Here is a 26,279-nt window from a genome sequence, read left to right on the forward strand (position 1 = left end):
CGTACCGGCGCTCGATGACGTATCGGCAGGGGATCGGGGGGCGAGAAGGAGAAGAGGGGCTGGCTGCCTTTTGACGGAGCGTTGTTGCGGAAAGCCGGTAGGGTAATTGGTGGGTTGCGAGGATGGGCAGTACATGCTGACGCTCTCGCCGCTGACCCGCCGAGGCGGGAATGGCCAGCGCCCAAAAACAAAAAAGGCCTACCTTTCGGTAAGCCTTTGATTTGTATGGTGGCTACGCAGGGACTTGAACCCCGGACCCCAGCATTATGAAAAAGTGGTATACATGGTTAAAAATGATGGAAGCCAGTGAATTCAGCGTCTTTAGTATTCTAAACTATCGATCTAGCTCACACGCTCTAGATTTTTGTGCTTTTGGGGACACCCCTACAATGATCTGATTCGCTCTACTGTGTTCACCGCTTTTCTAAAGCATGAGTGAATCTGCACTTCATCGAATACAGGTTCGTGCCGACTTTCATATGAGTAATAGGTTTTGCTTCCGCCTTGGCCGCCAAGTACAAAGTCGCCTAAGAATCCTATTTCATAAAGAATAGCCATTAAGCCGTCTACATTGACTTGGTCAACTAACTTGCTAAACCAGTCTTGATTTAAAGTTACTTCACCCATGATGCCAAGAAGGATTTCTTCCAGCTCTGCTTTCTTTAAATGATACTTATGTCTACGATATCTAGTTTTCCAGTAGGAAAAAACAGAGCCTAGGCCTGGGTATTGATTTGAGTACTCTGCGCATAGATCATCTAGTTTCCAGTTTGAATACTCGGATTCAGAGGCTTTCAGTACGGCGTCCGATGGTAAATCTCCATCTACCCCTTCTGAGTAGTATCTGGATAATTGAATCAATTCCCTTGGCCTAGATAGTGTTCTTTCTATCATCCAGTTGTCGGTATGAGATACTCCGACTGTTTGGGGGAATACCGTCAGAAAAGGATTCGGAACTGCATCTAATCCATCTCTAGTTCGATTGAAATTGATTCGGGATTCTAATATTGCTACTAAGTCTCCTTTCGACCAGCGCAATCGCTCAACATTTCGATATTTATCTGAGTGCTGAGTTCTTTCCATAAGTATTGAATAAACATCTTCTCTCAAGAAAATAACTGGATGAATATTGTTATTCATGCCGCCGATGTAGTTCGCAGCTGAAAGAAGACCGAGGAGCATGTCGTTAGCTGTTTCTGAATTGTCCCAGCCTAGATCAAGGTCATCAATTAAAACAACAGCTTTTTCTTTATTTGAAATCAGTGCGTTTATATGGTGCTCAAGAGCTTCTACGTCGGCTATATTTCTTAGTTCTTTCTCTAGCTCTAAGCCAAATTCACCTAGGTCACCAACTTTGGCTTTAACTTTTGCGAGAACGTCTGCTATGTTTTCAACAATGTCTTTTGATGTCCTTCCTTGCTGCTTTGCTATTTCTCGTGCAACCTCATAGCTACCGCTTGCATACACGCCCTTTGCGCCATGTCCAATGTTGCACATTAGGTCTAAATATATTTGTCGGAGCCAGGTATGCTGGAAAAAAATTTCAGTTCCGAAGTTTGATGATATATCTTTGTTGTTGAGGATGGTGCGGATTGAGTTATATTTTGGGGCAACTTTTATAACGGTTGTTTCGTCTTGATCGCGAAAAATTTGGTCTAGCTTCTTCAATAAGGCGCTTTTTCCAGAGCCTTTTCTTCCAATAACAATGCCTTTTTCTTTTTCGGCTAAGCGCTTCAAAGACTCTGAGGTGACAAAGTATTCAAGTAGATAGGCGTCTTTTTCAGCGCTATCGTCTCCCCACGATATCTGATTAATATTCATTTCAGCTCCATTGAGTTTATATGTCTGAATGACTTCAAACGTTAGTCTTTCAGACTGCCCCTGTTTTTTTCTTAGAGAACCACCGCCGGGCCACTTCCGCTGTTACCTGCTGCCCGCTTCTTGTCCTGCCAATTTTAGGTCTGCTTCGGCGTAGGCCGGACTGATTTGGCCCTGTCCAGGGTCAACCTCTCCTTTCCATAACCATAGCTCGTACTCGGGGAACGCCTCAATCAAGGCATCGAGGTCTTCGATACGCACCTTCACCTTCAAATTGTGGGCGACAGTACCCCAGCGGCGCCGGTCGAGTCCTGTCTTCTTAGCAACCATTGCTGGGCTTAGATATTTCACTAATGCCCTTATTCTGTCTTCTCTCATTCCCAAAGGTTCTATTAAGAGGAAGGCAAACAGTTTGTCTGCCAAAATAGTTGTCTGTATAGTTGCCTCGGAAGACAACATATTTGTCTTCAGGAACACCCCTTAATGACAGTCTATGAGCATTTCAGAGGCAGGGATAGGCAATGAGCACGCAACACCTGGAGCAGCCACCTTTCGACGTTAGCTTTGATCTCGACGGCAAGCGGGTGATCTACCTGGACTGCCGCAACGCCCTTACATGTAGCAAGGAAACCTTTGCCGCCATGAACGGCGTGTCCGTGGATACGGTGGTGGCCTGGATGCAGACCGGGACCATCCCTAGCGTGAAGATGGGCCGCCCGCGTCTGGTCCACCTCGCTCAAATTCGCGCTGATCTGGCGAAGGGAAAAACCATCTTTGCCCAAGGGGACTACGCCGATGAGTAAGCCTTGCAACGAAGGGAAGGGCGCAGGCGGCAATGTTGTCAGCCTGGGAAGCCGTATCAGTGACTTGTGCAGCATCGTCACCTTTGCCACTGCAAGCGGCATCCCGGTCGATGAAGTCGTGGAGTGGGTCGAAAACGGCACGCTGCCCAGCGTGACCCTGGCGGACTTCCGTATGGTCAACGTAGGCCAGCTTCGCGTCGATCTGCTCAATGGCAAAGCCACCTTCTCCGAAGGGGACTACAGCCATGGCTAGTACGGGAATTGTGCTTGATGCTGCCGCTGCCTTTGCATACGTAGGGCAGACCGTCCTGGTTGAACTTGCCTGGGACGAGGAGCCTGAGGGCTACTGGATGTGCCTTCACATTGTCGGCGTGGTGTTGCCCATGAGTGGCGTCTATGAGGATGCCTACTTCTTGACGCTGAACATGAATGGCCAGGACAGATACCCTAACGAGGTCTTCTTCTCGCACATTCGCACCATCAGGACGATGCGGTACCGCGACCGGCAAAGTACCGGCAACGTACTGGGCCGCATGCTCCTGCCTTCTCTGCCTGGGTCAGGGGCCGCGCTCCCGGCTCGTCGGAACGGCCACGTTCCGGCGAACGGAAGCACGGGCGAAGCGCACCCTTGACCCTGCGCGCCCATGAACAGCCTGAAGCCGGGAGAGTGGGGCAGCTTTTCTGCCCCGCGCTCCCGAGCCCTCGGCGGCAAGAGCGGGATGACAAGGGCGGCGCCCTTGGTGTTTTCCCCGCCTGACCGCTCGCTCCGTCCCTGCATGCGGCCGCCGCAGCGTCCCATGTATCTGTTTTTGCTGCTGCTCTGCCTCGCCGCCTGGGCAGGCTGGAACGCAGCGCCGCCACTGCGCACCTCTCCTGCCATTGCTCTGTTCGCCGCCCGATCATGCTGCCCGATCGGCGTGAGCGCCGCTGTGTGGGTGGAATGGGCGAGGCGCGCGCGGCCCGCGCGGACTCGCGTGCAACGGCACGGGGCTCGCGAGCCGGGGCGGGCGGCGCGGCCGCCTCCGCGGGGGACGTCCCTGTAGCACGTCTTATAAACGGTTTTTTAAAGCGTCACTTGGCATCATTAGTGGGGAAATTCGTGAAGAAGGCTATCGACCAGCTGCGCCTGGATTGCTTGACCGCCAAGGCCACCCAATACGGCCGTCTGTTTGTTGATCCGAAGTCGGCGGCGATGACCGATCTGTCGCGGGTTCGCCTCCTGGGCTGTCGCGTGGATACGGTTCGCCAGCTCTACCGGGGTCGCATCCGCCCGGATGTGATGGCGCTGGTTGAGCAGTCGGGCATCGTGGAGTTTGCGGGGCATGAATGGCACGCCGGGCGCGTGGGGCGTGATTCCGGCTATCAGTTCAAGCTCCAGAATGCGGACCTGGGCTTCGTGATCCTGCTGAAAAACTTCAATGTGAAGATCGACGTGATCGGCGCGCATATGAAGATCGAAGTGAGCCCGCACGCGATTCAGTCATGCACGCCGGCCGTACTTCAGGAATGGATGGATCGCTTTGCCATGGAAGCGCTGGAGCACGTCGAGCCTAACCAGTGCGCGGTCCATCTCGCCCTGGATGTGCAGGGGTGGACGCCCCCGGCCGACCTGATAGATCGCCTCCTATGCCGTGCCCGGTCTCGTCGTGATCTGTCTGGCATCAAGCAAATGCACTATGACGGCGAGGCTGTCAGTTATGGTCGTGGTCAGTCATTCCTGTTCGGCTCGCCAGCAGGTATCCAGCTCGCTATCTACGACAAGACCCTTCAGGCTTATAGCGTCGACAAGCTCGACTACTGGCAGGCGAGGTGGGCCGAACTGGATAACCCATTCGACCCGGCCGACTCCATGAATTACGACCCGGACGCGCCCGTCTGGCGTGTTGAGCTGCGGTTCCATCACACCATCGTGCAGCAGTTCGCCGACGGCTCCGACGTGGCTGGGCAAACCCTGGATAGCTGCACCTTCGCCGAGCTGGCGCCGCATCTGGACGGTCTGTTCCAGTATGGCCTGGAGTCCTTCCGGCTTTGCTCAAGCCGCGGCGTTTTCGACGCCTTCTGGACGCTCATGCGGCAGGACGTGCGGGTCGGTGTTCCGGTGGAATCCCTGGTTGGACAGACCCATTACAAGCGGCACTTTAAGACCTCTCAGGGCTTCAGCGGCAAGAACGTCGAGCTGTTCCTGGGTAACTTCATCAGCCTGATTTCAAGGGAGAGAATCGGCGCGGAAAAGGCGTTCGCCAGCCTCCGGGGATGGGAGTGCTGGCCGGTCATTCGCGATCACTACGCCGACAAGGGAAAGACTGAGCGGGACATCTACAAGCATATTCAGAGGCTTCTGACAGAACGCGTGGTGAGGTGGGGTAGGGCCGTATGATTTCGAAGGGGGCATCGGGTTGGGATGCCGACTTCTGGCTCGACCGATCGGCAGGCATTCGCAAGCGACGTAGCGGGTTCCGCACCAAGGCCGAAGCTGAGCGCTGGATAGGTGATCTGCGGCGCGAGTACGCGCGGCGTGGCCGTGACCCTGGGGAGCGGCTGTCGGACCTCGTGAAGGTCTGGCATGAGCTGCACGGGTGTACGCTGAAAGACCCGTATCGCTTGTCCAGAACGCTCGCGGTGGTGCAGGCCCTGGGCGACCCCATTGCATCCTCGTTCACATCGCTGGATTTCAGCCGCTATCGCGTGGAGCGTCTGAAAACCTGCTCACCCTCGACAGTCAACCATGAGCATCGCTACCTGAAGTCGGTATTCAATGAGTTGATTCGATTGGGGGTGTGGCATGACGCCAACCCTGTCGCGAGCCTGCGGCAGATCAAGGTGGACGATACAGAGCGGTCTTTCCTGACCCTGCCTGAATGCCGCAGGGTGCTCGAGGAGTGCGCCGTATCGACTAACAGCCATACGCTACCGGTTGCCCAGCTCTGCCTGGCGACGGGGGCTCGATGGGACGAAGCTGAAAGCATCACTCGTGCTCAGCTTGTTAACGGAATGGTTCGGTTCTCGAAGACCAAGAACGGGAAGGGGCGCTCGGTGCCCGTGCCGGAAGACCTGCGGTCATTGATCCTGGAGCGTGGATATCCAGGATCGGGCCGCCTGTTCTCGTCGTGCCGTTCCGCGTTTCGCAAGGCTTATGAGCGAACGGGTATTCATACCCCGGGTCAGCTCACTCACATCCTGCGGCACACGTTTGCCAGCCACTACATGATGCAGGGCGGTAGTGTTCTGACTCTGCAGCGGATACTGGGACACGGGGATATCAAGATGACGATGCGCTACGCGCACCTTGCGCCGGACCACTTTGCGACCGCTCTGACGCTCTCGCCGCTGGCCTTGCTGAGACAGGATTGGGACACTTGTGGGACAGTGCCATAAACAAAAAAGGCCTACCTTTCGGTAAGCCTTTGTTTTGTATGGTGGCTACGCAGGGACTTGAACCCCGGACCCCAGCATTATGAATGCTATGCTCTAACCAGCTGAGCTACGTAGCCAAGTGGCGCGCATTATCGGGAGTGGCTGGCTGGCTGTCAACCCTTTCGATCCGGATTTCTGGCGTGCGATCAAGCGGTTAGGCTGGATGGCTCGGCACCAGGATCGTCCCGGACTCCTTCGATGAAACGCCGGGAAGGCTCGCATCGGAGCCTTACCGAATACAGCGATCAAACGTTGAAGCGGAAGTGCATCACGTCGCCGTCCTTGACGATGTAGTCCTTGCCTTCCAGGCGCCATTTGCCGGCTTCCTTGGCGCCGTTCTCGCCCTTGTACTGGATGAAATCGTCGTAGGCCACCACTTCGGCACGGATGAAGCCTTTCTCGAAGTCGGTATGGATGACTGCGGCGGCCTGGGGGGCGGTGGCACCGATGCGGACGGTCCAGGCGCGGACTTCTTTCACGCCGGCGGTGAAGTAGGTCTGCAGGTTAAGCAGTTCGTAGCCGGCGCGGATCACGCGGTTCAGGCCGGGCTCTTCCAGGCCGAGGGATTCGAGGAACATGGCCTTTTCCTCGCCATCCTCCAGCTCGGCAATCTCCGCCTCGATCTTGTTGCACACCGGGACCACCACGGCGCCTTCTTCGGCGGCGATGGCCTTCACCACGTCCAGGTGCGGGTTGTTCTCGAAGCCATCCTCGGCGACGTTGGCGATATACATCACCGGCTTGCTGGTGAGCAGGTGGAAGCCGCGAACCAGGCGCTTCTGCTCCTCGTCCATGTCCTTCATCAGGCTGCGGGCCGGCTTGCCCGCCTCGAAGTGAGGGATCAGCTTCTCCAGCAGGGCTTTCTGGGTCAGGGCGTCCTTGTCGCCGCCCTTGGCGCTGCGGGCGACCCGTTGCAGTTGCTTCTCGCAGCTGTCCAGGTCGGCGAAGATCAGTTCGAGGTCGATCACCTCGATGTCGCGCTTGGGATCCACGGAGTTGGACACGTGGATGACGTTCTCGTCCTCGAAGCAGCGCACCACGTGGGCGATGGCGTCGGTCTCGCGGATGTTGGCGAGGAACTTGTTGCCCAGGCCTTCGCCCTTGGAGGCCCCGGCCACCAGGCCGGCGATGTCGACGAACTCCATGGTGGTGGGCAGCACGCGCTCAGGCTTGACGATCTCCGCCAGGGCCTCCAGGCGCGCATCGGGCATGGGGACGATGCCGCTGTTGGGCTCGATGGTGCAGAAGGGGAAGTTTTCCGCCGCGATACCGGACTGGGTGAGGGCGTTGAACAGGGTGGACTTGCCGACGTTGGGCAGGCCGACGATGCCGCAGTTGAATCCCATGGTGTATCCCTCGCGGAGGTGAAATCGGTGGAGAAGGGGGGTCAGGCTCGCGGGCTGTGCAGGGTCTGCATGGCCTTGGTCCAGTCGCCGGCGAGCATCTGCGGCAGGACGCCCAGGGTGGCGTCGATGCTGCCATCCAGCAGGTCCTGCTCGCTGCGCGGCGCGCGGCCGAGCACGTAGCCGGTCACCTGGCTGCTGTGGCCGGGGTGGCCGATGCCCAGGCGCAGGCGATGGAAACCGTTCTGGTTGCCCAGTTGGGCAATGATGTCGCGCAAGCCGTTGTGGCCGCCATGGCCGCCACCTTGCTTGAGCTTGGCGACGCCGGGGGGCAGGTCGAGTTCGTCGTGGGCCACGAGGATGGCGTCCGGGGCGATCCGGAAGAAACCCGCCAGGGCCGCGACTGACTGGCCGCTGCGATTCATGTAGGTGGTGGGAATCAGCAGGCGGACGTCCTTGCCTTGATGGGAGAACTTGCCCACCAGACCGAAGTACTTGCGGTCGACGCTCAGGTTGACGCCCTGGCTCGAGGCCAGGCGCTCAACGAAAAGGGCCCCCGCGTTATGCCGGGTCTGTTCGTATTCGGGGCCTGGATTTCCCAGGCCGACGATCAGTTGTACGGCAGTCACGACGGGGGCCCTTCCTTTCAGGCGTGGCGCTTACTCGGCAGCGGTGCCGGTGTCTTCGCTCTCGGCCTGGACGCGCGGCATGTGGATGTTGGCCACGGCCAGGTCGCTACCGTGGGCCAGGGCCACCAGCTCGACGCCTTTCGGCAGCTTGAGGTCGGACAGGTGGACGATCTGGCCCACTTCGACCTTGGCCATGTCGACTTCGATGAATTCCGGCAGGTCTTTCGGCAGGCAGGAGACTTCGACTTCGGACAGGGTGTGGGAGATCTCGCCACCACCGGTCTTCACGCCAGCGGCGGTTTCCTGGTTCATGAAGTGCAGCGGCACGTGGGCTTGCAGCTTCTGGCCCGCGACCACCCGCTGGAAGTCGGCGTGCAGCACGTAACCCTTGGCCGGGTGACGTTGCAGGGCCTTGATCAGCACGGTTTCGTTGGCGCCGGCGACGTTCAGGGACAGCACGTGGCTGAAGGCGGCTTCGTTTTCCAGCAGCTTGGCCAGGTCTTTGGCCAGCAGGCTGATGGACTGGGGCGCCTTGTCGCCACCGTAGATCACGGCGGGAACGAGGTTGGCGTTACGACGCAGGCGGCGGCTCGCACCTTTCCCCAGGTCGGAACGCGCTTCGGCATTCAGGGCAAATTCATTCGACATTTTCGGTTCTCCACTATAACCAAACCGCCCGGGGCGCTTGCGACCAGCACGCGGGCGGTTGGGCAAAAAGCCCCGCACGGGGCGGGGCGCTCTACGTCGGCGTCAGGGGCCGAGGCCGAAGCCTCAGCGGAACATGGCGCTGATCGATTCTTCGTTACTGATGCGGCGAACCGCTTCGGCCACCACCGGCGCGATGTCCAGCTGGCGGATGCGCGGGCAGGCCTGGGCCGCGGCGGACAACGGGATGGTGTTGGTCACCACCAGCTCGTCCAGCACGGAATTCTCGATGTTCTCGATGGCGCGGCCGGACAGCACCGGGTGGGTGCAGTAGGCCAGGACCTTGGCGGCGCCATGTTCCTTCAGCGCCTTGGCGGCGTGGCCGAGGGTGCCGGCGGTGTCCACCATGTCGTCCACCAGGACGCAGGTACGGCCTTCCACGTCGCCGATGATGTGCATCACTTCGGACTGGTTGGCCTTGGGACGGCGCTTGTCGATGATCGCCAGGTCGACCCCGAGGGACTTGGCCACCGCGCGGGCGCGGACCACGCCACCGATGTCGGGGGAGACGATCATCAAATTCTCGAAGCGCTGGTCCTCGATATCGTCCACCAGGACCGGCGACCCGTAGATGTTGTCCACGGGGATATCGAAGAAGCCCTGGATCTGGTCGGCGTGCAGGTCGACGGTGAGCACCCGGTTGATGCCCACCACGGTGAGCATGTCGGCCACCACCTTGGCGCTGATCGCCACACGGGCGGAGCGCGGGCGGCGATCCTGGCGGGCGTAGCCGAAGTAGGGGATCACGGCGGTGATGCGGGACGCCGAGGAACGGCGGAAGGCATCGGCCATCACCACCAGTTCCATCAGGTTGTCGTTGGTCGGGGCGCAGGTCGGCTGGATCAGGAAGACGTCCTTGCCGCGGACGTTTTCGTTGATCTCGGCGCTGATCTCGCCGTCGGAGAACTTACCGACCGAGGCATCACCGAGGGGGATGTGCAGCTGACGTACGACGCGACGCGCCAGATCGGGGTTGGCGTTCCCCGTGAAGACCATCATCTTGGACACGCGCAGTACCTGCCGGCTGAGGGTGGACCCGATGAATTAAAAAGCTGTTCAAAAAGGCCGCTTGAGCAGCAATCTTGAACAGCTTCGTAGGATATGGCAGGGGCGGCTGGATTCGAACCAACGCATGGCAGGATCAAAACCTGCTGCCTTACCGCTTGGCGACGCCCCTGTATGTAGCTATCGAATGCCAGGCATTCGTGTCTCAGGACAAGTTCTTCAGCTTCCGGTGCAGCATCGAAATGTTGCTGCCTTTGGCCACGAAACTTGGCAGGGAGGCTGGAAGTTGGGCGGCGACTTTATCAGCTTCGCCTTGGTTTGGGAAGCTCCCAAACACGCAACCTCCAGTGCCGGTCAATCTAGCTGAAACAAATTTGTTTAGCAAGATCAAAGCGTTACGAACTTCTGGGTAACGCTTCTCGACTACCAGCTGACAGTCATTACGACCGCCTCGCTCGAGAACGGTGCGCACTGTAATGGCGGGCGTGTTTCGTGTCAACTCCGGGTCGCGGAAAATTTCCGCTGTACTGACAGACACTTGCGGCGCGGCCACCAGGTACCAGGGTTCTTCCGGTTCGACCGGCAGCAGCCGCTCGCCGACGCCCTCGGCGAACGCCGCGCGGCCACGCACGAATACCGGTACGTCCGCACCCAGGCGCAGGCCCAGGGCCGCCAGGCGTTCTTCGCCCAGCTGGAGATTCCACAGGCGATCCAGGCCTAGCAGGGTGGTGGCGGCGTCGGAGCTGCCACCACCGATACCGCCGCCCAGGGGCAGGCGTTTTTCAAGCCAGATGTCGGCGCCCAGGGTGCAGCCGCTCTCGGCCTGCAGCAGGCGCGCAGCGCGGACGATGAGGTTGTCGTCGTGGGCCACCCCGTGCAGGTGGCTCTGCAGGCGGATGTCGCCGTCCCGGCGCACGGAGAAACCCAGTTCGTCGCCATGGTCGACGAACTGGAACAGGGTCTGCAGCTCGTGGTAACCATCGGCGCGACGGCCGAGGATGTGCAGCATCAGGTTGAGCTTGGCCGGCGCCGGCAGCACCAGCTGGGCCTCGGCGAGCGCAGGGGGTACCGCTGTCATCGGCCGAGCCGGCGCGGTTGCCAGTCCTTGATCACTACGGTGACGTCGAGTTCGTGGCCGTGGAGCTTGATGCGTTCCGGCAGGTGCTCGCCGCCCTGGTCGGTGTAGGCCAGGTAGTCCACCTGCCAGCCATCCTGTTCCAGGTGAGCGAGGCGACTGTCGGCGCCGAGGGTCAGGCGGCTCTTGCTGTCCGGAGCCGGCAGGCCGCGGATCCACCAGAGCAGGTGGGAGACCGGCAGGCGCCAGCCCAGTTGTTCTTCCAGCAGGGCTTCCGGCGTGGCGGCCTCGTAGCGGCCCTGGTTGGCGACTTCCAGCGCTGCGCTGCCGGGGTGGCCGGTCAGGCGCGCCGCGCCGCGTCCCAGGGGGCCGGAGAGGCGGATGTCGTAGTAGTCCTGGCGCTGCAGCCAGAACAGTGTGCCGCTGCCGGAGTCCTTGGGCGCGCGGATGCCTACCTTGCCATTGATCTGCCAACCGTCGATGCCGGCGACCTGGGCCTTGTGGGCCTTCCACTGGGCGGGGTCGCCCTGGCCCTCCACGGCTTCGCGGCTGCCGAAGCCGGCGCAGCCGGCCAGTACCGTGAGGGCGAGAAGGACGCTGGCGGTGCGGATGCGGGAAAACACGGTCATGGAATCAGGGCTTCTCGGAACCGGTGAGGCGCTTGATGGTGGCGCGCAGGATGGCGTTGTCGGGCTGCTTCTTCAGGGCGTCGGCCCAGACATCGCGGGCTTCGCGCTGCTTGCCCTGGGCCCAGAGGGCCTCGCCAAGGTGGGCGGCGACCTCGGCGTCGGGGTAGCGCAGCAGGGCGATGCGCAGCAGTCGCTCAGCCTCGGCCAGGTTGCCCAGGCGGAAGTTCACCCAGCCCAGGCTGTCGAGGATCGCCGGGTCGTCCGGCTTGATCTGGTAGGCCTTCTCCACCAGGGCCTTGGCCTCGCCGTAGCGGGTGGTGCGGTCGGCGAGGGTGTAGCCCAGGGCGTTGAGCGCCATGGCGTTTTCCGGGTCGCGGGCGATCACCTGGCGCAGGTCGCGCTCCAGTTGCGCCAGGTCGCCGCGCTTCTCCGCCAGCATGGCGCGGGTGTAGAGCAGGTTGGTGTCGTCGGGGAACTGCTGGAGGGCCTGCTGGATGACGCTCCAGGCGCGTTCGCCCTGGTTCTGGTTGGCGAAGCTCTCGGCCTCGATCAGGTACAGCTGGATGGCGTAATCAGGCTGACTGTCCCGGGCCTTGGCCAGGCGGGCGCGGGCCTCGTCGGTGCGGCCGGCCGCCAGCAGCAGCTCGGTGACGCGCATCTGCGCCGGCAGATAGTCGTTGCCGGCGCCCACCAGGTCGTACTCGATCAGCGCGCTCTCGATGTCGTGCTGTTCTTCGTAGGCGCGCCCCAGGTTGAAGTGGGCGGCGTCCACGTGGCTGCCGCGCTCCACCAGTTGCTGCAGGTAGACCTCCGCCTCGTCCCAGGCTTCGCCTTCCAGGCACACCAGGGCCAGGGAGAAGCGCAGGTCGTCGTCGTCCGGGAACTGCTGGACCAGGCCGGAGAATTCCGACTTCGCCTCGTTCAGGCGATCCTGCTCCACCAGCATGCGCGCATAGGTCAGGCGCAGGCGTTTGTCGTCGGGGTGCTGCTTGATGCCTTTCTGCAGCAAGGGCAGGGCGTCGTCGGTGCGGCCCAGGCTCTGCAACAGGCGCGCCCGCAGCAGCAGCGGGGCGACGTCCTTGTTGGCGTTGGGCAGGCTTTCCAGCAGGGTCAGCGCCTCGTTGGGGCGGCCATCCTGTTGCAGCAGCACGGCCTTGCCGAATACCAGCTGGCTGTTGTCCGGGTATTTCTTGAGCAGGCGATCGAAACTCTGCAGCAGACCGGCGCGGGTGTCGGCGTCGGTCTCGGCGGCGGACAGCGCGAGGAAATCGAAGTGGGTCGCGCCCTGGCCCTGCAGGGCCCTCTCCATGTACTGCATGGCTTCGTCGTAGCGACCTGCGCGGGCCAGCTGCACGGCGGCGGCGCGCTGGGCATCGAGGTTGCCGTTGGCGGTCTTGGCCCAGACCAGCGCGGTGTCCAGCGCCGCGTCGTCGGCGCCGAGGTACTCGGCGATGCGGAAGGCCCGTTCGGCCACCGCCGGGTCCTGGGTCTCGTGGGCCTGGCGGACGTAGTTGCCCAGGGCGATGTCGAAGCGGTTGCGTTGCCCGGCCAGTTCCGCGGCGAGCAGCTCGTAGAGCGTCTCCTGGCTGAACGAGCCATAGACCTGGGGCTGCTGATCGACCTGGGCCGGCGGGGTCTCCGTCGCTGGCGGCGTATCGCCTTCCGTGCGTGGGGAGAGATTCTGGCAGCCGGCGAGGAACAGGGCGGCGGTCAGCAACGCGAGGGATTTGTTCATAAGGAAGAGAGGAGGAGTGACTAACCTGCGGTTGCGGCATCATGACACAAGCCGGATGCCCGTGGGCAGTGGCTCGCAGGCCCGCGCTGCCGTGTCGTGGCGGCGTCCTGGCGGCGCAGGTCCCGAGCCTTGGACGGCATCGCGGCGAATTGGTGCGATCAATGCCGCCGGGCACCGGGCCATCGCCGCGGTAGCGCCCTTGGAAAATGGGCGCTCCGGTTCATGTTGGCGGGCAAAGCCGGTCCTGCTCCGGCCTCTTTCAGTCCTTTCCAGGATGACGTCACCTCGGGAATGGCCGCTCTCGAGCGAGTCCGGCGTATGTCTCGAAACGCGAACCAGCCGACAACGTTTCGCGAAAGTTTTCGTCGTCGACGCCCGCTGAACGGGTAGGAGGCGCCCGCTCCGGCAAAGGTGCCCGTGTGCACCTCGCGGCCCGGCAGGGCGGACCCAGGCGGCCGCGTGCATCGGCCCCTGGATAACCGGCGGCACCGGGCTTTTCCCGCCCGCCGATTCGCCCTCCCGATGGGAAGCTGATTCCGCCGCGCCGGCCTTGTTGGGGTCGGGGCGGCTTCCTAGAGTCTGCGCCAAATTCGTGCAGGCACTGCCTGGCGGTCGCGAATGGCCTGGTACCTGCCGGGGTCGCGCATGCGCGGAACGCGGTTGCGTCCCTCGTCGCCCGGCCTGCCCTCGACCCCCATCCCGCGCCTCGCCCATGCCGGCCTTCGCCGGCACCGAACGTCCCGCGTCATCCGCAACGGCCCCGCCAAGAAGGCCGCGGCTCCGTGCGCGTTCGCGCCGCCCACTACGTGCCCACAGGCCCGGGGCGATGCGCCGTTCGACCCCTTCCAACACGCGTGGCGCCCCATGGAGGCGCCGCCGACCACAAGGAGATGTCATGACCCACCTCATCGTGCCCGGACCTGGCGGGAGCACCGCGCCGAAACGCAGCCGCTGGCGACAGGCGATGCTCTCGCTGCTGCTCACCGGCAGCCTGCTACCGGCGGCGGAAGCGGCCTTCACCGCGCGTGAGACCTTCAACGACCGCGGCGATATCACCATGGTCGGCAACACCCTGCTCACCTGCCAGGGCGGTTCCTGCGCCTCCGAGCAGGCGGGCGCGGTGGCCGGCGGCAACGCCAACCGGACGATGGTCTACGTCAACGTCGACCCGGGCGCCGGCTTCACCAACTCGTCCAGCGCCAACCTGACCCTGCCGGCCGGTGCCGAGGTGCTGTCCGCCGGCCTCTACTGGGGCGGCCGCGCCGCGCCCAGCAATGCCGCCCGCGGCACGCTGCACCTGCGGGTGCCCGGCGCCACGGACTACCAGGACGTGGTGGCGCGCCCCGTGGACATCAACACGTTCACTACCCAGGGGAGTAGCGACGCGCGTCCGTACACCGCGTTCGCCGACGTCACCCAACTGGTGCGCAGCGCCGGCAGCGGCGATTACTTCGCCGGCGGCCTGACCGCTGTCAGCGGCAACGGCTCCAGCCTCGGTCACTACGGCGGCTGGAGCCTCATCGTGGTCTACCGCGACGAGAACGAGCCGTACCGCCGCCTGATGGTGTTCGACGGCAAGCTGGACAACAACGACGGCGTGGTCAGCGACAACATCACGGCCAGCATCGACGTCACCGGCCTGCGCACCCCGGCCAGCGCCAGCTTCACCACCTACATGGGCGCCCTGGTCTGGGAAGGCGACAACGACATCGCCGGGGATGCCTTCCGCCTGAACGGCCAGACCCTGACCGATGCGCAGAACCCGGCCACCAACTTCTGGAACAGCAGCATCTCGCGGCTGGGCACCCGCCTCAGCGCGAAGAACCCGGACTACGTCAACCAGATGGCCATCGACATCGACTACGTCGATGCGTCCGGCATCCTGGCCAACAACGCCACCCAGGCGAACCTGAGCTTCTCCACCTCCGGCGACGCCTACTTCCCCCACGCGGTGACCTTCGCCACCGAGCTGTTCGAGCCGAACCTGGTGTCCTCGCTGACCAAGACCTACAGCAACGCCAGCGGCGGCAGCCAGGTGGTCTTCGGCGACGAGATCGTCTACGAGATCGCCTTCAGCAACACCGGCACCGACGGCGCCACCGGCGTGGCGGTCCGCGACCCGCTGCCGGCCGGCACCGAGCTGGTACCCGGTTCCCTGGAGGTGGTGAGCAACGTCGGCGGCGCCCCCACCGGCGGGCAGACCGACGCCAGCGGTGATGACCTGGCGGACTACGATGCCGCCGGCCGCGCGGTGAGTTTCCGCGTCGGCAGCGGCGCCACCGGCAGCGCCGGCGGCCTGATCGTCCCGGGCGAGGCCGCGCGGGTGCGCTTCAAGGTGCGGGTGACCGATCCGCAACTGGCCAACCAGAGCATCGGCAACACCGCTTCGGTGAGCTACTCCGAGCAGACCAACCCCGGGCCCGATCCCCGCGGCGGCACCGCCACCGTGGAGACCTCGCCGGTGACCTCGCGGATCGACGCGGTGGACGACCCGTACGCCACCCCGGTGATCAGCAGCGCCGGCAATGCCAACCTGGGCAGCGTGTTCGCCAACGACCGCCTCAACGACCAGGTGGTGGATGCCAGCCGCGTCACCGCCAGCCTGGTGGGCACCCTGCCGACCGGCATCGGCTTCGACCCCGCCACCGGCGTGGTCAGCGTCGCACCGGGCACCAATCCGGGGCCCTACAGCTTCGTCTACCGCATCTGCGAGCAGGCCAGCCCCGCCAACTGCGACGACGCCACCGTCAGCCTGACCGTCCAGGCCTCGGAGATCGTCGCCAACGACGACAGCAACCCGGTGCCGGTGATCAGCAGCCAGGGCAACCCCAGCGTGGTCAACCTGTACGGCAACGACAGCCTCAACGGCGGCGCGGTGAACACCGGCAACGTGGTGCTTAGCGTCACCCCGCCGGCCGGCATCACTGTCGACCCGGCCACCGGCGCAGTGAACGTCGCGCCCGGCACGCCGCCCGGCGCCTACAGCTTCCCGTACACCCTCTGCGAGGTGGGCGACCCGGACAACTGCGACAGCGCCACGGTCAGCTTCGTGGTGGAGGCCGCGGTGATCAGCGCCGGCGACGACACTTACGGTCCGGTGACCAGCGAGACCACCCAGGTGGTGGGCAACGTGTTCGGCAACGACAGCGTCGGCGGCGGCACCCCCGCGACCCCCGGCGTGACCCTCACCGCCACGCCGCCGGCCGGCATCACCCTGGACCCGGGCACCGGCAACGTCACCGTCGCCGCCGGCACCGACCCGGGCACCTACACCTTCGACTACCGGATCTGCGAGACCCAGGACCCGGACAACTGCGCCACCGCGACGGTGAAGGTGGAGGTGCGCGACACCCGCGCCGACCTGAGCCTGGCCAAGAGCAGCAGCTCCAACGCCCTGCTGCCGGGTGACGAGGTGAGCTACAGCATCCGCGTGGACAACGCCGGTCCGGAGCGCAGCCGCAACGCGGTGGTCAGCGACGTGCTGCCCAGCGGCCTGACCTACGTGTCCGCCTCGCCGGCCTGCACCTACGTGCTGGCCAGCCGCACCGTGCGCTGCACCGTCAGCGACCTGGCCAGCGGCGGCAGCGAGTCGTTCACCGTCACCACCCGCCTGGCCGGCAGCTTCGCCAGTCAGTCCCTGACCAACGTCGCCACGGTCAGCGCGGAGAACGACCCGAACCCGGGCAACAACAGCGGCAGCGCACAGACCCCGGTGATCGTCGATCCGAAGGGCGCGCCGACCCTGTCGGAGTGGGCGCTGATCCTGCTCTCCGTGCTGATGGCCCTGGGCGTCTACGGCATGGCCGGGCGTCGTCCCGGGATGCCGGGGTAACCCGCGGTGAAGCGCTTCTTCATCGGCTTCGGCCTGCTCCAGCTGGTGCTGTTCACCCTGGAGCTCACCGAGCCGGTGCAGCGCTGGCTGGTGGCGCCCTTCACCGAGATGCTGGCGTTCGCCAGCATCGCCCTGGTGCGCCTGGCGGATGCCGGCGCGGTGTCCCGGGGCATCCACCTGTTCGACGTGCCGTCCGGTTTCGGCATGTCGATCCAGGCCGGCTGCAACGGCATCGAAGCGTCGATCATCCTGCTGTCCGCGATCCTCGCCTTTCCCGCCGGCTGGCGGGAAAAGGCCTGGGGGCTGCTGGTCGGCCTGGTCTCCCTGCACTTGCTCAACCTGCTGCGCATCATCAGCCTGTTCTACCTGGGCCAATGGAGCCTGCGTGCCTTCGACTGGGCGCACCTGTACATCTGGCAGGTGCTGATCCTGCTGGACGTGTTCGTGGTGTTCCTGCTCTGGCTGCGTTACCTGGGCCGGATCGGGCAGCTGGCGCCGCGCCCGACGGAGGTGGCCCATGCCTGACGGCTTCACGCGTTCCCTGCGGCGGGTGCTGCTCTGGCTGCCGCTGCTGTTCGTCGCCTGGTACCTGCTGTCGCCCCTCGTGGCGAACCTGGTGGCGGGCCTGTTGCACACGCCGCTGCGCCTGCTCAGCGACGGCTTGATCTTCAAGCTGGACGCCGACGGCGCCCTGGTCCACGCGGTGGTGCGCCTGGGCGGCGGCCAGTACGGCAGCCTGACGGTGCCGCCCGGGCGCCTGGCCGAGCTGGTCCTGGAGGGCCGGCCGATGATCCACGGCTACGGCATCCCGCTGTTCTTCGCCCTGCTGCTGGGCCTGCCGCGGCTGCCCGGCCGGCGCCTGGCCACCCTGCTGGCGGCGGGCGCGCTGCTGGCGGTGGTGGTGTTCGGCGTCGCCCTGGGCTTCGCCAAGGCGCTGTTCTTCGACCTCGACCCGGCGGTGGCCGCCGGGCTGCGGCCGGGCCAATGGGGGCTCGACCTGATCGCCCTGGGCTACCAGTTCGGCACCCTGGTGCTGCCGGCGGTGGCGCCCCTGGCGTTGTGGGCCGGACTGCATGGTCAGGCTTTGCTGGACGCATCACACACGGCCGGCGCCGGCGATGGTATCGTCGGCGCTCCCTGAACCCGAGCCGCCCGGCGGGATAGCCATGTCGTTCACCGACTCGCCGCTGATCCTGATCATCGACGATGCCCCTGAAGAGCTGCGTGCGCTGGTCACCCTCCTGCGCGCCCACGGCTTCCGCCTGTCCCTGGCCAGCGAGGCCCACCAGGGCTACCAGCGCGCCCTGGCGCTGCGCCCCGACCTGATCCTGCTCGACGTGCACATGCCGCAGATGAGTGGCTTCACCCTCTGCCGGCTGCTGCGCGAGGCCCCCGCCACCCAGCGGGTGCCGGTGGTCTTCCTCACCTCTGCCTCGGACATCGACGACCGCCTGGAAGGGCTGACCCTCGGCGGCGTGGACTACGTGGTCAAGCCCTGCGTGCCGGAGGAGGTGCTGGCGCGCATCCGCATCCACCTGCAGCGGGTCTGGCGCGAACAGCCCGCCGCCGTCAGCGACGAGCCGGTGGAGCGCCTGGAGCCGGACCAGGTGATCCTGCGGGCGGCCATGCGCCTGATTGAGCAGCACTTGGCGGACGTGCCCGGGCTGGCGGAGATCGCCCGCCAGGTGGGCACACACGACAAGCGCCTGTCGGCGATCTTCCGCGAGCACCTGGGTACCACGGTGTTCGCCTACATCCGCGAGGCGCGCCTGCGCCGGGCGCAGACCCTGCTGCAGGACAGCGCCATGAGCATCCAGGACGTCGCCGACCTGGTGGGCTTCCGCAGCGCCTGCAACTTCACCACCGCGTTCCGCGAGCGCCTGGGCGTGACCCCCAGCCAGTTCCGCCAGCAGGTCGGCGGTCTCGACGAAGGCCCCCGTTCCCGCCCATGAGGTTGGCGCTGCGACTGCTGTACGTGCTGCTCACCCTGCTGCTGGCGCGCGGCGCCCTGGCTGCGGCGGTGGCGGACTGCGCCACCGAGCGCCTGGCCCTGGCGCCCTACCTGGAGGTGCTGGAGGACCCGGACGGCCAGCTGGGCGTCGACCAGGTCGCGACCTTGCCGGCGCAGCGCTTCCGCCCGGCCGAGGGCTCCCTGGAGTGGGACCTGTCCCGCTCGGTGTTCTGGCTGCGCCTGCAGGTGGACAACCCGGCTCCGACACCCTGCACCCTCTGGCTGAGCATCGGTCAGCCGCGCCTGGAGGACCTGCGGGTGTTCACCCGCCAGGGCGGGGGCGGCTGGTCCGTGCAGCGCGCCGGCAGCGCCCATCCCCTGGAGGCCTGGCCGATCGCCGAGCGCCTGCCGCTGTTCCCCCTGGCCCTGGAGGCGGGGCAGGGCGCCGAGGTGCTGGTGCGGGTCGAGAGCCACACCCTGCTGGCCCTGGACCCGCAGTTGTGGTCGCCCCTGGGCCTGCTGCGGGAGCGCCAGCGGGTCCAGATGGTGGACGGCATCTCCCTGGGCATCGTGCTGCTGGTGGTGCCGTTCAGCCTGGTGGTGGGCGGCATGGTGCGCTCGCGCCTGCTGGGCCTGCATGCCGGCGCGGTGCTCACCTACATCGCCCTGACCTGCGTGCTCGGCGGCTACCTGGTGTTCTGGCCGGCCTTGATGCCCTGGACCCGGGAAGTCATCGCGCTGTTGAGTTCGGTGTGCTTCGTGTTCTTCTGCGGCTACGTGCGGGAGCTGTTCCGGGTCCGCCACCTGCCGCGCCCCTGGAGCGGGCTATACGGCCTGCTGCCCCTGGCGTTCGCCGGCCTCCACCTGTGGGGCCTGCTGGTGGACCACGTCCAGGGGCGGCGCGGCATCCTGGTGATGCTGGGGCTGTTCATCTACCTGCTGCTGCCGCTGACCCTGTGGGCCGGCTGGCGGCGCCGGCTGCGCCTGAGCTGGCTGGCCTGGGCGGTGGTGGCGCTGTTCCTCCTGCAGTTCCTCCTGCGCCACGTGCTGCACCTGGAGGAGGCACCGTTCCAGGCCCGCCAGGAGCGCTACAGCCTGCTGTCGACGCTGCCCGGCGTGCTGCTGCTGGTTTGCACCCTGGTGATGGAGTTCAGCCGCAGCCGGACCCGCGAGAAGCGCGCCCTGGACGACCTGGAGCGGCAGCGCCAGGCCGAGCACGAGCGCCTGGAGAACACCGTGGCGCTGCGCACCGAGCAGTTGCGGGATTCCCTGCAGGCGCGCAGCGCGCTGATGGCGCGGATCAGCCACGACCTGCGCTCGCCCCTGGTGAGCATCATCGACTACGCGCGCCTGCTGCAGGGCGCGCCGAGCCGCGACTACCCCCGGCGCATCGAGCGTAATGCCCGCCAGCAGCTGGAACTGATCGACGAGCTGCTGGAGTTCTCTCGCAGCGAGCTGGGGCAGATGGAGCTGGTGCTCGCCCCTGGCTACCTCTACGGCTTCCTGCGGGAGATCGAGGACGAGGCGGGCTTTCTCGCCGCGCGTAACGGCAACCGCTTCGAGAGCCGCTTCGCTGCCGACCTGCCAGCCCTGGTGCAGGCCGACTTCCGCCGCCTGCGCCAGGTGCTGGTGAACCTGCTGGCCAACGCCGCCAAGTTCACCAGCGACGGCTGCATCACCTTCGAGGTCGCCGCCCGGGACACCGCCCTGCCGCACCAGGTGGAGCTGGGCTTCGCCGTACTGGACACCGGCATCGGCATCGAGCCGGGGGAGCGCGAGGCGCTGATGCAACCGTTCCGCCGCGGGCGCAACGTCGGCCAGCGGGACGGCAGCGGCCTCGGCCTGTCCATCGTCAGCCAATTGCTGGCCCACATGGGCAGCCGCCTGGACGTGGAGGCGCGCCCCGGTGGCGGCAGCCGCTTCGCCTTCCACCTGCTGCTGGAGCGGGCCGAGGAAGAGGACCTGGATTTCGCCATGGCAGACGATCCCGCTGCCCAGGTAGACGGCGCCGGCCGGCGCGTGCTGCTGGTGGACGACGTGGCGCAGAACCTGGACTGGCTGGGGGACCTGCTCACCGGCTACGGCTTCGACGTGGAGCGCGCCGGCGACGGCGAGCAGGCCCTGGCCGTGCTGGAGGCGACGCCGGTGGACCTCGTGGTCACCGACCAGGCCATGCCATGCATGGACGGCTGGGCCCTGCTGGCGCAGGTCCGCGCCCGCTGGCCGGGCCTGCCTGCGGTGCTCTATTCGGCCGCGCCGCCACAGCGGCCGGCGTCCCTGCCGGAGACCCTGGCGTTCGATGCCGTGCTGCTCAAGCCGGCCAGCAGCGGCGAGCTGCTCGCCTGCATCGGCCGGACCCTGCGGGCCGCGTCGCCGAGCCTGGTCGCGACGGCGGGTGGCGCACCGTGAAGGGGCTGGAGCGGGGCCGGGGCTGGCGCGTCGTCCCGCTGCTGGCCGGGCTGTCGCTGCTGGGCGCGGCGCAGGCCGCGGAGGAGCGGGCTCGCGACCCTGAGCCTACGCGCGGCCGCGCGACGGACGTCACCCTCCCGGGCGCCATCGCGTCGCGCGTTGCTACGTCGGGCGTCGGCACGTCGCGCGTCGCTACGTCGGGCGTCGGCACGTCGGATGACGAGACGGCCGGCCGGCTGACCCTGGAGGACACCACGGTCACCGCGCGGCGCCGGGAGGAACGTGCCGACGCGGTGCCCATGGCCCTGACCGTGGTGGACGGCGAGGCGCTCGACCAGGGTGGCCGTCACCGCCTGCAGGACGTCCAGCGCCAGGTGCCGGGCCTGGTGGTTTCCGGCCACGGGCCGCGCTACGCCGGCTTCGGCCTGCGCGGTTTCGGCGCCACCGCCTACAACGACGGCCTCGACGGCAGCGTCGGGGTGTTCGTCGACGGGGTCTACCTGGGGCGCCAGGGCATGGCCTTCTCCGACCTGCTGGACGTGGAGCGCATCGAGGTGCTGCGGGGCCCCCAGGGCACCCTGTTCGGCCGCAACACCAGCGCCGGCGCACTGAACGTGGTGACCCGCCAGCCGACCCCCTATTTCGAGGCGGAAGGGGAGACCCAGCAGGGCGACTACGGCCTCCACCAGTACCGCGGCAGTGTCTCCGGGCCATTGCTGGACGGTGTGCTGGCGGGCCGCCTGAGCGCCTTCCAGCGCACCCGCGATGGCTGGGTCGACAACCGCTACGACGGCTCCACCCTCAACGGTGTCGACAGCGAGGGCTGGCGCGGCCAGTTGCTGTGGACCCCGACCGACGCCTTCAGCGCCCGGCTGATCGGCGAGCACGGTGTCGAGGACGACGACGGCAATGCGCTGATGGCCAGCCACTACGGCCCCCAGACCCTGGCGCGCGCCGAGTACATGGGCTATCGCCTGCTGGACAGCGACCCGCAACGGCGGCGGGTCGCCCTCAACACCCCGGTCCGCACCCGGACCCGCCAGGACGCCGTGTCCCTGGAGCTGAACCTCGACCTCGGCGACGACCTGCGCTTCACCAGCCTCAGCGCCTACCGCGACTGGGCCTACCGCGACGGCCGCGATGGTGACGGCCAGGCCCTGGACATCGCCTCGCGGGCGGCTACCGACCTGGACCAGCACCAGGTCAGCCAGGAATTCCGCCTGAACGGCCATGCCGGCGAGGACGTGGACTACGTCGTCGGCCTCTATTACCTGCGCCAGCACCTCAACCGCGGCGTGCAGGTGAACTTCGGCGACGATGCCGCCGCCTGGTTCCTCGGCGACGTGGAATTGTTCCGCCAACTGGGGGTGCCCCGGGACGCGGTTCCCGCCGGGCTGCTCAGTGGCGGCGTGCAGACCTTCGACGGCGAGCAGGTGGGCGACAGCCGCGCCGCCTTCGGCCAGCTCACCTGGCGGCCGCTGCCGCGGCTGGCCGTGGACCTGGGCCTGCGCTACACCCGCGAGCGCAAGCAGGGCGGGATCTCCCGCCGGGTCACCGGCCTGGCGCCCCTGGGGGACGACCTGCTGTCGCAGATCGCCGGGCCGATCCTGCGGGACGTGGCCCTGGGCGGGCGTTACGACCGCCGCGACCGGCTGGAGGAGGGCAATGTGTCCGGCCTGCTGGGGCTGAGCTATCGCTTCACCGACACGGTGCTCGGCTATGTCAATGGGTCGCGGGGCTACAAGGCCGGCGGGATCAACCTGGACGTGGTGGGCAGCTGGGTCTCGCCGACCTTCGGCGACGAGCGCGCCACCTCCCTGGAGGCGGGCCTGAAGACCCGTTTCTGGGACGATCGCGCGCGGCTCGACCTGGCCGTGTACCAGACCGACGTGGACGACTACCAGGCTCTCACCTACAGCCCGCCGGAGGGGCCCTTCGACCCGCCCCTGCGGGACAACCTGATCAACGTCGGCCAGGTGCGCCTGCGGGGCATCGAGCTGGACTCCGCCTGGCGCCTGCACCCACGCCTGGACCTGCGCCTGGGGGTGGCCTGGAGCGACGCCCGCTACCGGGACTTCCCCAACGCCCCCTGCGCCCCGGGCAGCGGCGCCTGGACCTGCGACCTGGCCGGCCAGCGGCTGTACAACGCTCCGGAGTGGAACGCCAGCAGCGGCCTGGACTACCGCCACCCCCTGGACGCGGGGCTGGAAGCCTACGCCGGCGTCGACTACAGCTTCCGCAGCGGTTACTTCGGCACCCTGGAGGGTGGCGCGGGCAGCTACCAGCCGGCCTACGGCCTCACCGACCTGCGGCTCGGCCTGCGCCGCGCGGACCGGGGCTGGGAGGTGGAGGGCTGGGTGCGCAACCTGTTCGACCGGGCCTACGTGGACGCGGTCTACACCTCCCTGGGCAGCGGCGACTACCTGGTGCTGCCCGGCGAGCCGCGAACCCTCGGGGTGAGCCTGCGGGCCCGCTACTGAACCCCGCGCCCATCGGGGCGATAAAGGCAAGTGGTTGTCCTCCACCGGACGACGTAGGAGAATTGCGCGTTTTCCGTAGCCCCCTGCGACCCTGAATGGCCTTTCTCGCTCTCGGTATCAACCACAAGACCGCGTCGGTGGATGTGCGCGAACGCGTGGCGTTCACCCCCGAGCAGATGGTCGAGGCGTTGCAGCAGGTATGCCGGCTCACCCCCAGCCGCGAGGCGGCGATCCTCTCCACCTGCAACCGCAGCGAGCTGTACCTGGAGCAGAGCGAGCCGGACGCCGACGAGGTGCTGCGCTGGCTGGCCGACTACCACCGCCTGAGCCCCGACGAGCTGCGCGCCTGCGCCTACGTGCACCAGGACGACGAGGCGGTGCGGCACATGATGCGGGTGGCCTCCGGGCTGGATTCCATGGTCCTGGGCGAGCCGCAGATCCTCGGCCAGATGAAGTCGGCCTACGCCGTGGCCCGCGAGGCCGGTACCGTCGGCCCGCTGCTGGGGCGGCTGTTCCAGGCCACCTTCAGCACCGCCAAGAGCGTGCGCACCGACACTGCCATCGGCGAGAACCCGGTCTCGGTGGCCTTCGCCGCGGTGAGCCTGGCCCGGCAGATCTTCGCCGACCTGCACCGCAGCCAGGCGCTGCTGATCGGCGCCGGCGAGACCATCACCCTGGTGGCGCGCCACCTGCACGAGCAGGGCATCAAGCGCATCGTGGTGGCCAACCGCACCCTGGAGCGGGCCAGCCTGCTGGCCGAGCAGTTCGGCGCCCACGCGGTGCTGCTGGCGGACATCCCCCAGGAACTGGCCCACAGCGACATCGTCATCAGTTCCACCGCCAGCCAGTTGCCGATCCTCGGCAAGGGCGCGGTGGAGCGCGCGCTGAAGATGCGCCGGCACAAGCCGATGTTCATGGTGGACATCGCCGTGCCCCGGGACATCGAGCCCGAGGTGGGCGAGCTGGACGACGTCTACCTGTACACCGTCGACGACCTCCACGAAGTGGTCGCGGAGAACCTCAAGAGCCGCCAGGGCGCGGCCATGGCGGCCGAGGAGCTGGTCAGCGCCGGCGCCGAGGACTTCATGCTGCGCCTGCGGGAGCTGGCCGCGGTGGACGTGCTCCGGGCCTACCGCCAGCAGGCCGAGCGCCTGCGCGACGACGAGTTGGCCCGCGCCCAGCGCATGCTGGCCAACGGCGCGGCCGCCGAGGACGTGCTGGCGCAACTGGCCCGCGGCCTCACCAACAAGCTGCTGCACGCCCCCAGCGTGAAGCTGAAGAAGATCTCCGCCGACGGCCGCTTCGAAGCGCTGGCGGTGGCCCAGGAGCTGTTCGCCCTCGACGAGGGCCCCGCCTCGGACAAGCCATGAAAGCGTCGTTGCTCAACAAGCTGGACATCCTGCAGGACCGCTACGAGGAGCTCACCGCGCTGCTCGGCGACGCCGAGGTGATCGCCGACCAGGGCCGCTTCCGCGCCTACTCGCGGGAGTACGCCGAGGTGGAGCCGGTGATCCTCGCCTACCGCGAGCGCTGCAAGGTGCAGGCGGACCTGGAGGGCGCCCAGGCGCTGCTCAAGGACAGCGACCCGGACCTGCGGGCCATGGCCGAGGAGGAAGTGGGCGAGGCCCGCGAGCGCCTGGTGGAGCTGGAGGCGCGCCTGCAGCGCATGCTCCTGCCGAAGGACCCCAACGACGGCCGCAACGTGTTCCTCGAGGTCCGCGCCGGCACCGGCGGCGACGAGGCGGCGATCTTCTCCGGCGACCTGTTCCGCATGTATTCGCGCTACGCCGAGCGCCAGGGCTGGCGGGTGGAGATCCTCTCCGAGAGCCCCGGCGAGCATGGCGGCTACAAGGAAGTCATCGCCCGGGTCGAGGGCGACAGCGTCTACGCCAAGCTGAAGTTCGAGTCCGGCGCCCACCGCGTGCAGCGGGTCCCGGAGACCGAGTCCCAGGGCCGCATCCACACCTCCGCCTGCACCGTGGCGGTGTTGCCGGAGCCGGACGAGCAGGCGGCCATCGAGATCAACCCGGCGGACCTGCGGGTCGACACCTACCGCTCCTCCGGCGCCGGCGGCCAGCACGTGAACAAGACCGACTCGGCGATCCGCATCACCCATATCCCTTCGGGGATCGTCGTCGAATGCCAGGAAGAGCGCTCCCAGCACAAGAACCGCGCCAAGGCCATGGCCTGGCTGGCGGCGCGCCTGGAAGACCAGCGGGACGCCGCCGCCCACAAGGAAATCTCCGACACCCGCCGCCTGCTGGTGGGGTCGGGCGACCGTTCCGAGCGCATTCGTACCTACAACTTCCCCCAGGGCCGGGTCACCGACCACCGCATCAACCTGACGCTGTATTCCCTCAATGAGGTGATCGGCGGCGCGGTGGACCAGGTGATCGAACCCCTGCTGCTGGAGTACCAGGCCGACCAGCTGGCGGCCCTGGGAGACTGACC

The 26,279-nt window shown here is 66.0% G+C and carries 22 protein-coding genes and 2 tRNA genes; 13 read left to right on the top strand and 11 right to left on the bottom strand.

The window, feature by feature from the left end:
• Positions 1-384: 384 nt before the first annotated feature.
• Positions 385-1,821 carry a P-loop ATPase, Sll1717 family gene (locus FM069_RS06255; RefSeq protein WP_143487437.1) on the bottom strand — a complete coding sequence of 479 codons (1,437 nt, stop codon included), beginning with the start codon at positions 1,819-1,821 and terminating at the stop codon, positions 385-387.
• A gap of 102 nt (positions 1,822-1,923) precedes the next feature.
• Entirely contained in the window at positions 1,924-2,277 is a 354-nt protein-coding gene (locus FM069_RS06260) for a DNA-binding protein (RefSeq protein WP_233281993.1), read from the bottom strand.
• 62 nt (positions 2,278-2,339) lie between these two features.
• Between FM069_RS06260 and FM069_RS22135 the strand changes: the two genes are divergently transcribed.
• From FM069_RS22135 to FM069_RS06290, 5 genes are all read left to right on the top strand, one after another.
• A complete protein-coding gene (locus FM069_RS22135; RefSeq protein ID WP_143487438.1) occupies positions 2,340-2,621 on the top strand; it encodes a MerR family transcriptional regulator in 282 nt (93 codons plus the stop codon).
• Positions 2,614-2,874, top strand: a complete 261-nt coding sequence (locus FM069_RS06270; RefSeq protein ID WP_143487439.1) for a hypothetical protein — start codon at positions 2,614-2,616, stop codon at positions 2,872-2,874. The genes FM069_RS22135 and FM069_RS06270 overlap by 8 nt, the downstream gene beginning before the upstream one ends.
• Complete coding sequence (locus tag FM069_RS21815) at positions 2,867-3,253, top strand: hypothetical protein (protein ID WP_143487440.1); 387 nt, start codon at positions 2,867-2,869, stop codon at positions 3,251-3,253. Before FM069_RS06270 ends, FM069_RS21815 begins: the two co-directional genes overlap by 8 nt.
• Positions 3,254-3,720: 467 nt before the next feature.
• Positions 3,721-4,998: a hypothetical protein gene (locus FM069_RS06285; RefSeq protein WP_143487441.1), complete on the top strand. Its 1,278-nt coding sequence runs from the start codon at positions 3,721-3,723 to the stop codon at positions 4,996-4,998.
• Positions 4,995-5,996, top strand: coding sequence for a phage integrase (locus FM069_RS06290; protein ID WP_143487442.1), 1,002 nt, complete (start codon positions 4,995-4,997; stop codon positions 5,994-5,996). The genes FM069_RS06285 and FM069_RS06290 overlap by 4 nt, the downstream gene beginning before the upstream one ends.
• Positions 5,997-6,035: 39 nt before the next feature.
• On the opposite strand, the gene FM069_RS06295 is transcribed toward FM069_RS06290, so the two are convergent.
• From FM069_RS06295 to FM069_RS06335, 9 genes are all read right to left on the bottom strand, one after another.
• A tRNA-Met gene (locus FM069_RS06295) sits at positions 6,036-6,112 on the bottom strand.
• 168 nt (positions 6,113-6,280) lie between these two features.
• Positions 6,281-7,381, bottom strand: coding sequence for a redox-regulated ATPase YchF (gene ychF / locus FM069_RS06300; protein ID WP_143487443.1), 1,101 nt, complete (start codon positions 7,379-7,381; stop codon positions 6,281-6,283).
• A 41-nt stretch (positions 7,382-7,422) separates the two neighbouring features.
• Positions 7,423-8,007, bottom strand: a complete 585-nt coding sequence (pth, locus tag FM069_RS06305; RefSeq protein ID WP_143487444.1) for an aminoacyl-tRNA hydrolase — start codon at positions 8,005-8,007, stop codon at positions 7,423-7,425.
• Between the two features lie 30 nt (positions 8,008-8,037).
• Positions 8,038-8,655: a 50S ribosomal protein L25/general stress protein Ctc gene (locus tag FM069_RS06310; protein WP_143487445.1), complete on the bottom strand. Its 618-nt coding sequence runs from the start codon at positions 8,653-8,655 to the stop codon at positions 8,038-8,040.
• A 123-nt stretch (positions 8,656-8,778) separates the two neighbouring features.
• Positions 8,779-9,720 carry a ribose-phosphate pyrophosphokinase gene (locus FM069_RS06315; protein ID WP_143487446.1) on the bottom strand — a complete coding sequence of 314 codons (942 nt, stop codon included), beginning with the start codon at positions 9,718-9,720 and terminating at the stop codon, positions 8,779-8,781.
• Positions 9,721-9,814: 94 nt separating this feature from the next.
• A tRNA-Gln gene (locus FM069_RS06320) sits at positions 9,815-9,889 on the bottom strand.
• Positions 9,890-9,922: 33 nt separating this feature from the next.
• Complete coding sequence (gene ispE / locus FM069_RS06325) at positions 9,923-10,795, bottom strand: 4-(cytidine 5'-diphospho)-2-C-methyl-D-erythritol kinase (protein WP_143487447.1); 873 nt, start codon at positions 10,793-10,795, stop codon at positions 9,923-9,925.
• Complete coding sequence (lolB, locus tag FM069_RS06330; RefSeq protein WP_143487448.1) at positions 10,792-11,421, bottom strand: lipoprotein insertase outer membrane protein LolB; 630 nt, start codon at positions 11,419-11,421, stop codon at positions 10,792-10,794. Before lolB ends, ispE begins: the two co-directional genes overlap by 4 nt.
• Positions 11,422-11,425: 4 nt before the next feature.
• A complete protein-coding gene (locus FM069_RS06335; protein ID WP_143487449.1) occupies positions 11,426-13,156 on the bottom strand; it encodes a tetratricopeptide repeat protein in 1,731 nt (576 codons plus the stop codon).
• An 895-nt stretch (positions 13,157-14,051) separates the two neighbouring features.
• Between FM069_RS06335 and FM069_RS06340 the strand changes: the two genes are divergently transcribed.
• The 8 genes from FM069_RS06340 (at position 14,052) to prfA (ending at position 26,277) form a co-directional block, all read left to right on the top strand.
• Positions 14,052-16,988: an IPTL-CTERM sorting domain-containing protein gene (locus FM069_RS06340; RefSeq protein WP_178106680.1), complete on the top strand. Its 2,937-nt coding sequence runs from the start codon at positions 14,052-14,054 to the stop codon at positions 16,986-16,988.
• A gap of 6 nt (positions 16,989-16,994) precedes the next feature.
• A complete protein-coding gene (gene xrtH / locus FM069_RS06345; protein WP_143487451.1) occupies positions 16,995-17,513 on the top strand; it encodes an exosortase H in 519 nt (172 codons plus the stop codon).
• The gene (locus FM069_RS06350) at positions 17,506-18,129 is read left to right on the top strand and encodes an exosortase H-associated membrane protein (protein ID WP_143487452.1); all 624 of its coding nucleotides are present in this window, start codon (positions 17,506-17,508) and stop codon (positions 18,127-18,129) included. Before xrtH ends, FM069_RS06350 begins: the two co-directional genes overlap by 8 nt.
• A 25-nt stretch (positions 18,130-18,154) precedes the next feature.
• Positions 18,155-18,940: a response regulator transcription factor gene (locus tag FM069_RS06355; RefSeq protein ID WP_143487453.1), complete on the top strand. Its 786-nt coding sequence runs from the start codon at positions 18,155-18,157 to the stop codon at positions 18,938-18,940.
• A complete protein-coding gene (locus FM069_RS06360) occupies positions 18,937-21,348 on the top strand; it encodes a hybrid sensor histidine kinase/response regulator (RefSeq protein ID WP_233281994.1) in 2,412 nt (803 codons plus the stop codon). Before FM069_RS06355 ends, FM069_RS06360 begins: the two co-directional genes overlap by 4 nt.
• On the top strand, positions 21,345-23,828 hold the full coding sequence (locus FM069_RS06365) for a TonB-dependent receptor (RefSeq protein WP_233281995.1): 2,484 nt from the start codon (positions 21,345-21,347) through the stop codon (positions 23,826-23,828). The genes FM069_RS06360 and FM069_RS06365 overlap by 4 nt, the downstream gene beginning before the upstream one ends.
• Positions 23,829-23,923: 95 nt before the next feature.
• The gene (hemA, locus tag FM069_RS06370) at positions 23,924-25,198 is read left to right on the top strand and encodes a glutamyl-tRNA reductase (RefSeq protein ID WP_143487454.1); all 1,275 of its coding nucleotides are present in this window, start codon (positions 23,924-23,926) and stop codon (positions 25,196-25,198) included.
• Positions 25,195-26,277, top strand: coding sequence for a peptide chain release factor 1 (gene prfA, locus FM069_RS06375; RefSeq protein WP_143487455.1), 1,083 nt, complete (start codon positions 25,195-25,197; stop codon positions 26,275-26,277). The genes hemA and prfA overlap by 4 nt, the downstream gene beginning before the upstream one ends.
• Positions 26,278-26,279 lie beyond the last annotated feature (2 nt).

The organism is Pseudomonas mangiferae, from assembly GCF_007109405.1.
Taxonomy (GTDB): Bacteria; Pseudomonadota; Gammaproteobacteria; order Pseudomonadales; family Pseudomonadaceae; genus Pseudomonas_T; species Pseudomonas_T mangiferae.

What these genes read in the sequence shown, in the direction of transcription:
- FM069_RS06255 (WP_143487437.1), bottom strand. Translation starts at nt 1,821, where the DNA reads ATGAATATTAATCAGATATCGTGGGGAGACGATAGCGCTGAAAAAGAC.
- FM069_RS06260 (WP_233281993.1), bottom strand. Translation starts at nt 2,277, where the DNA reads ATGTTGTCTTCCGAGGCAACTATACAGACAACTATTTTGGCAGACAAA.
- FM069_RS22135 (WP_143487438.1), top strand. Translation starts at nt 2,340, where the DNA reads ATGAGCACGCAACACCTGGAGCAGCCACCTTTCGACGTTAGCTTTGAT.
- FM069_RS06270 (WP_143487439.1), top strand. Translation starts at nt 2,614, where the DNA reads ATGAGTAAGCCTTGCAACGAAGGGAAGGGCGCAGGCGGCAATGTTGTC.
- FM069_RS21815 (WP_143487440.1), top strand. Translation starts at nt 2,867, where the DNA reads ATGGCTAGTACGGGAATTGTGCTTGATGCTGCCGCTGCCTTTGCATAC.
- FM069_RS06290 (WP_143487442.1), top strand. Translation starts at nt 4,995, where the DNA reads ATGATTTCGAAGGGGGCATCGGGTTGGGATGCCGACTTCTGGCTCGAC.
- ychF (WP_143487443.1), bottom strand. Translation starts at nt 7,381, where the DNA reads ATGGGATTCAACTGCGGCATCGTCGGCCTGCCCAACGTCGGCAAGTCC.
- FM069_RS06310 (WP_143487445.1), bottom strand. Translation starts at nt 8,655, where the DNA reads ATGTCGAATGAATTTGCCCTGAATGCCGAAGCGCGTTCCGACCTGGGG.
- ispE (WP_143487447.1), bottom strand. Translation starts at nt 10,795, where the DNA reads ATGACAGCGGTACCCCCTGCGCTCGCCGAGGCCCAGCTGGTGCTGCCG.
- lolB (WP_143487448.1), bottom strand. Translation starts at nt 11,421, where the DNA reads ATGACCGTGTTTTCCCGCATCCGCACCGCCAGCGTCCTTCTCGCCCTC.
- FM069_RS06335 (WP_143487449.1), bottom strand. Translation starts at nt 13,156, where the DNA reads ATGAACAAATCCCTCGCGTTGCTGACCGCCGCCCTGTTCCTCGCCGGC.
- FM069_RS06340 (WP_178106680.1), top strand. Translation starts at nt 14,052, where the DNA reads ATGACCCACCTCATCGTGCCCGGACCTGGCGGGAGCACCGCGCCGAAA.
- FM069_RS06350 (WP_143487452.1), top strand. Translation starts at nt 17,506, where the DNA reads ATGCCTGACGGCTTCACGCGTTCCCTGCGGCGGGTGCTGCTCTGGCTG.
- FM069_RS06355 (WP_143487453.1), top strand. Translation starts at nt 18,155, where the DNA reads ATGTCGTTCACCGACTCGCCGCTGATCCTGATCATCGACGATGCCCCT.
- FM069_RS06360 (WP_233281994.1), top strand. Translation starts at nt 18,937, where the DNA reads ATGAGGTTGGCGCTGCGACTGCTGTACGTGCTGCTCACCCTGCTGCTG.
- hemA (WP_143487454.1), top strand. Translation starts at nt 23,924, where the DNA reads ATGGCCTTTCTCGCTCTCGGTATCAACCACAAGACCGCGTCGGTGGAT.
- prfA (WP_143487455.1), top strand. Translation starts at nt 25,195, where the DNA reads ATGAAAGCGTCGTTGCTCAACAAGCTGGACATCCTGCAGGACCGCTAC.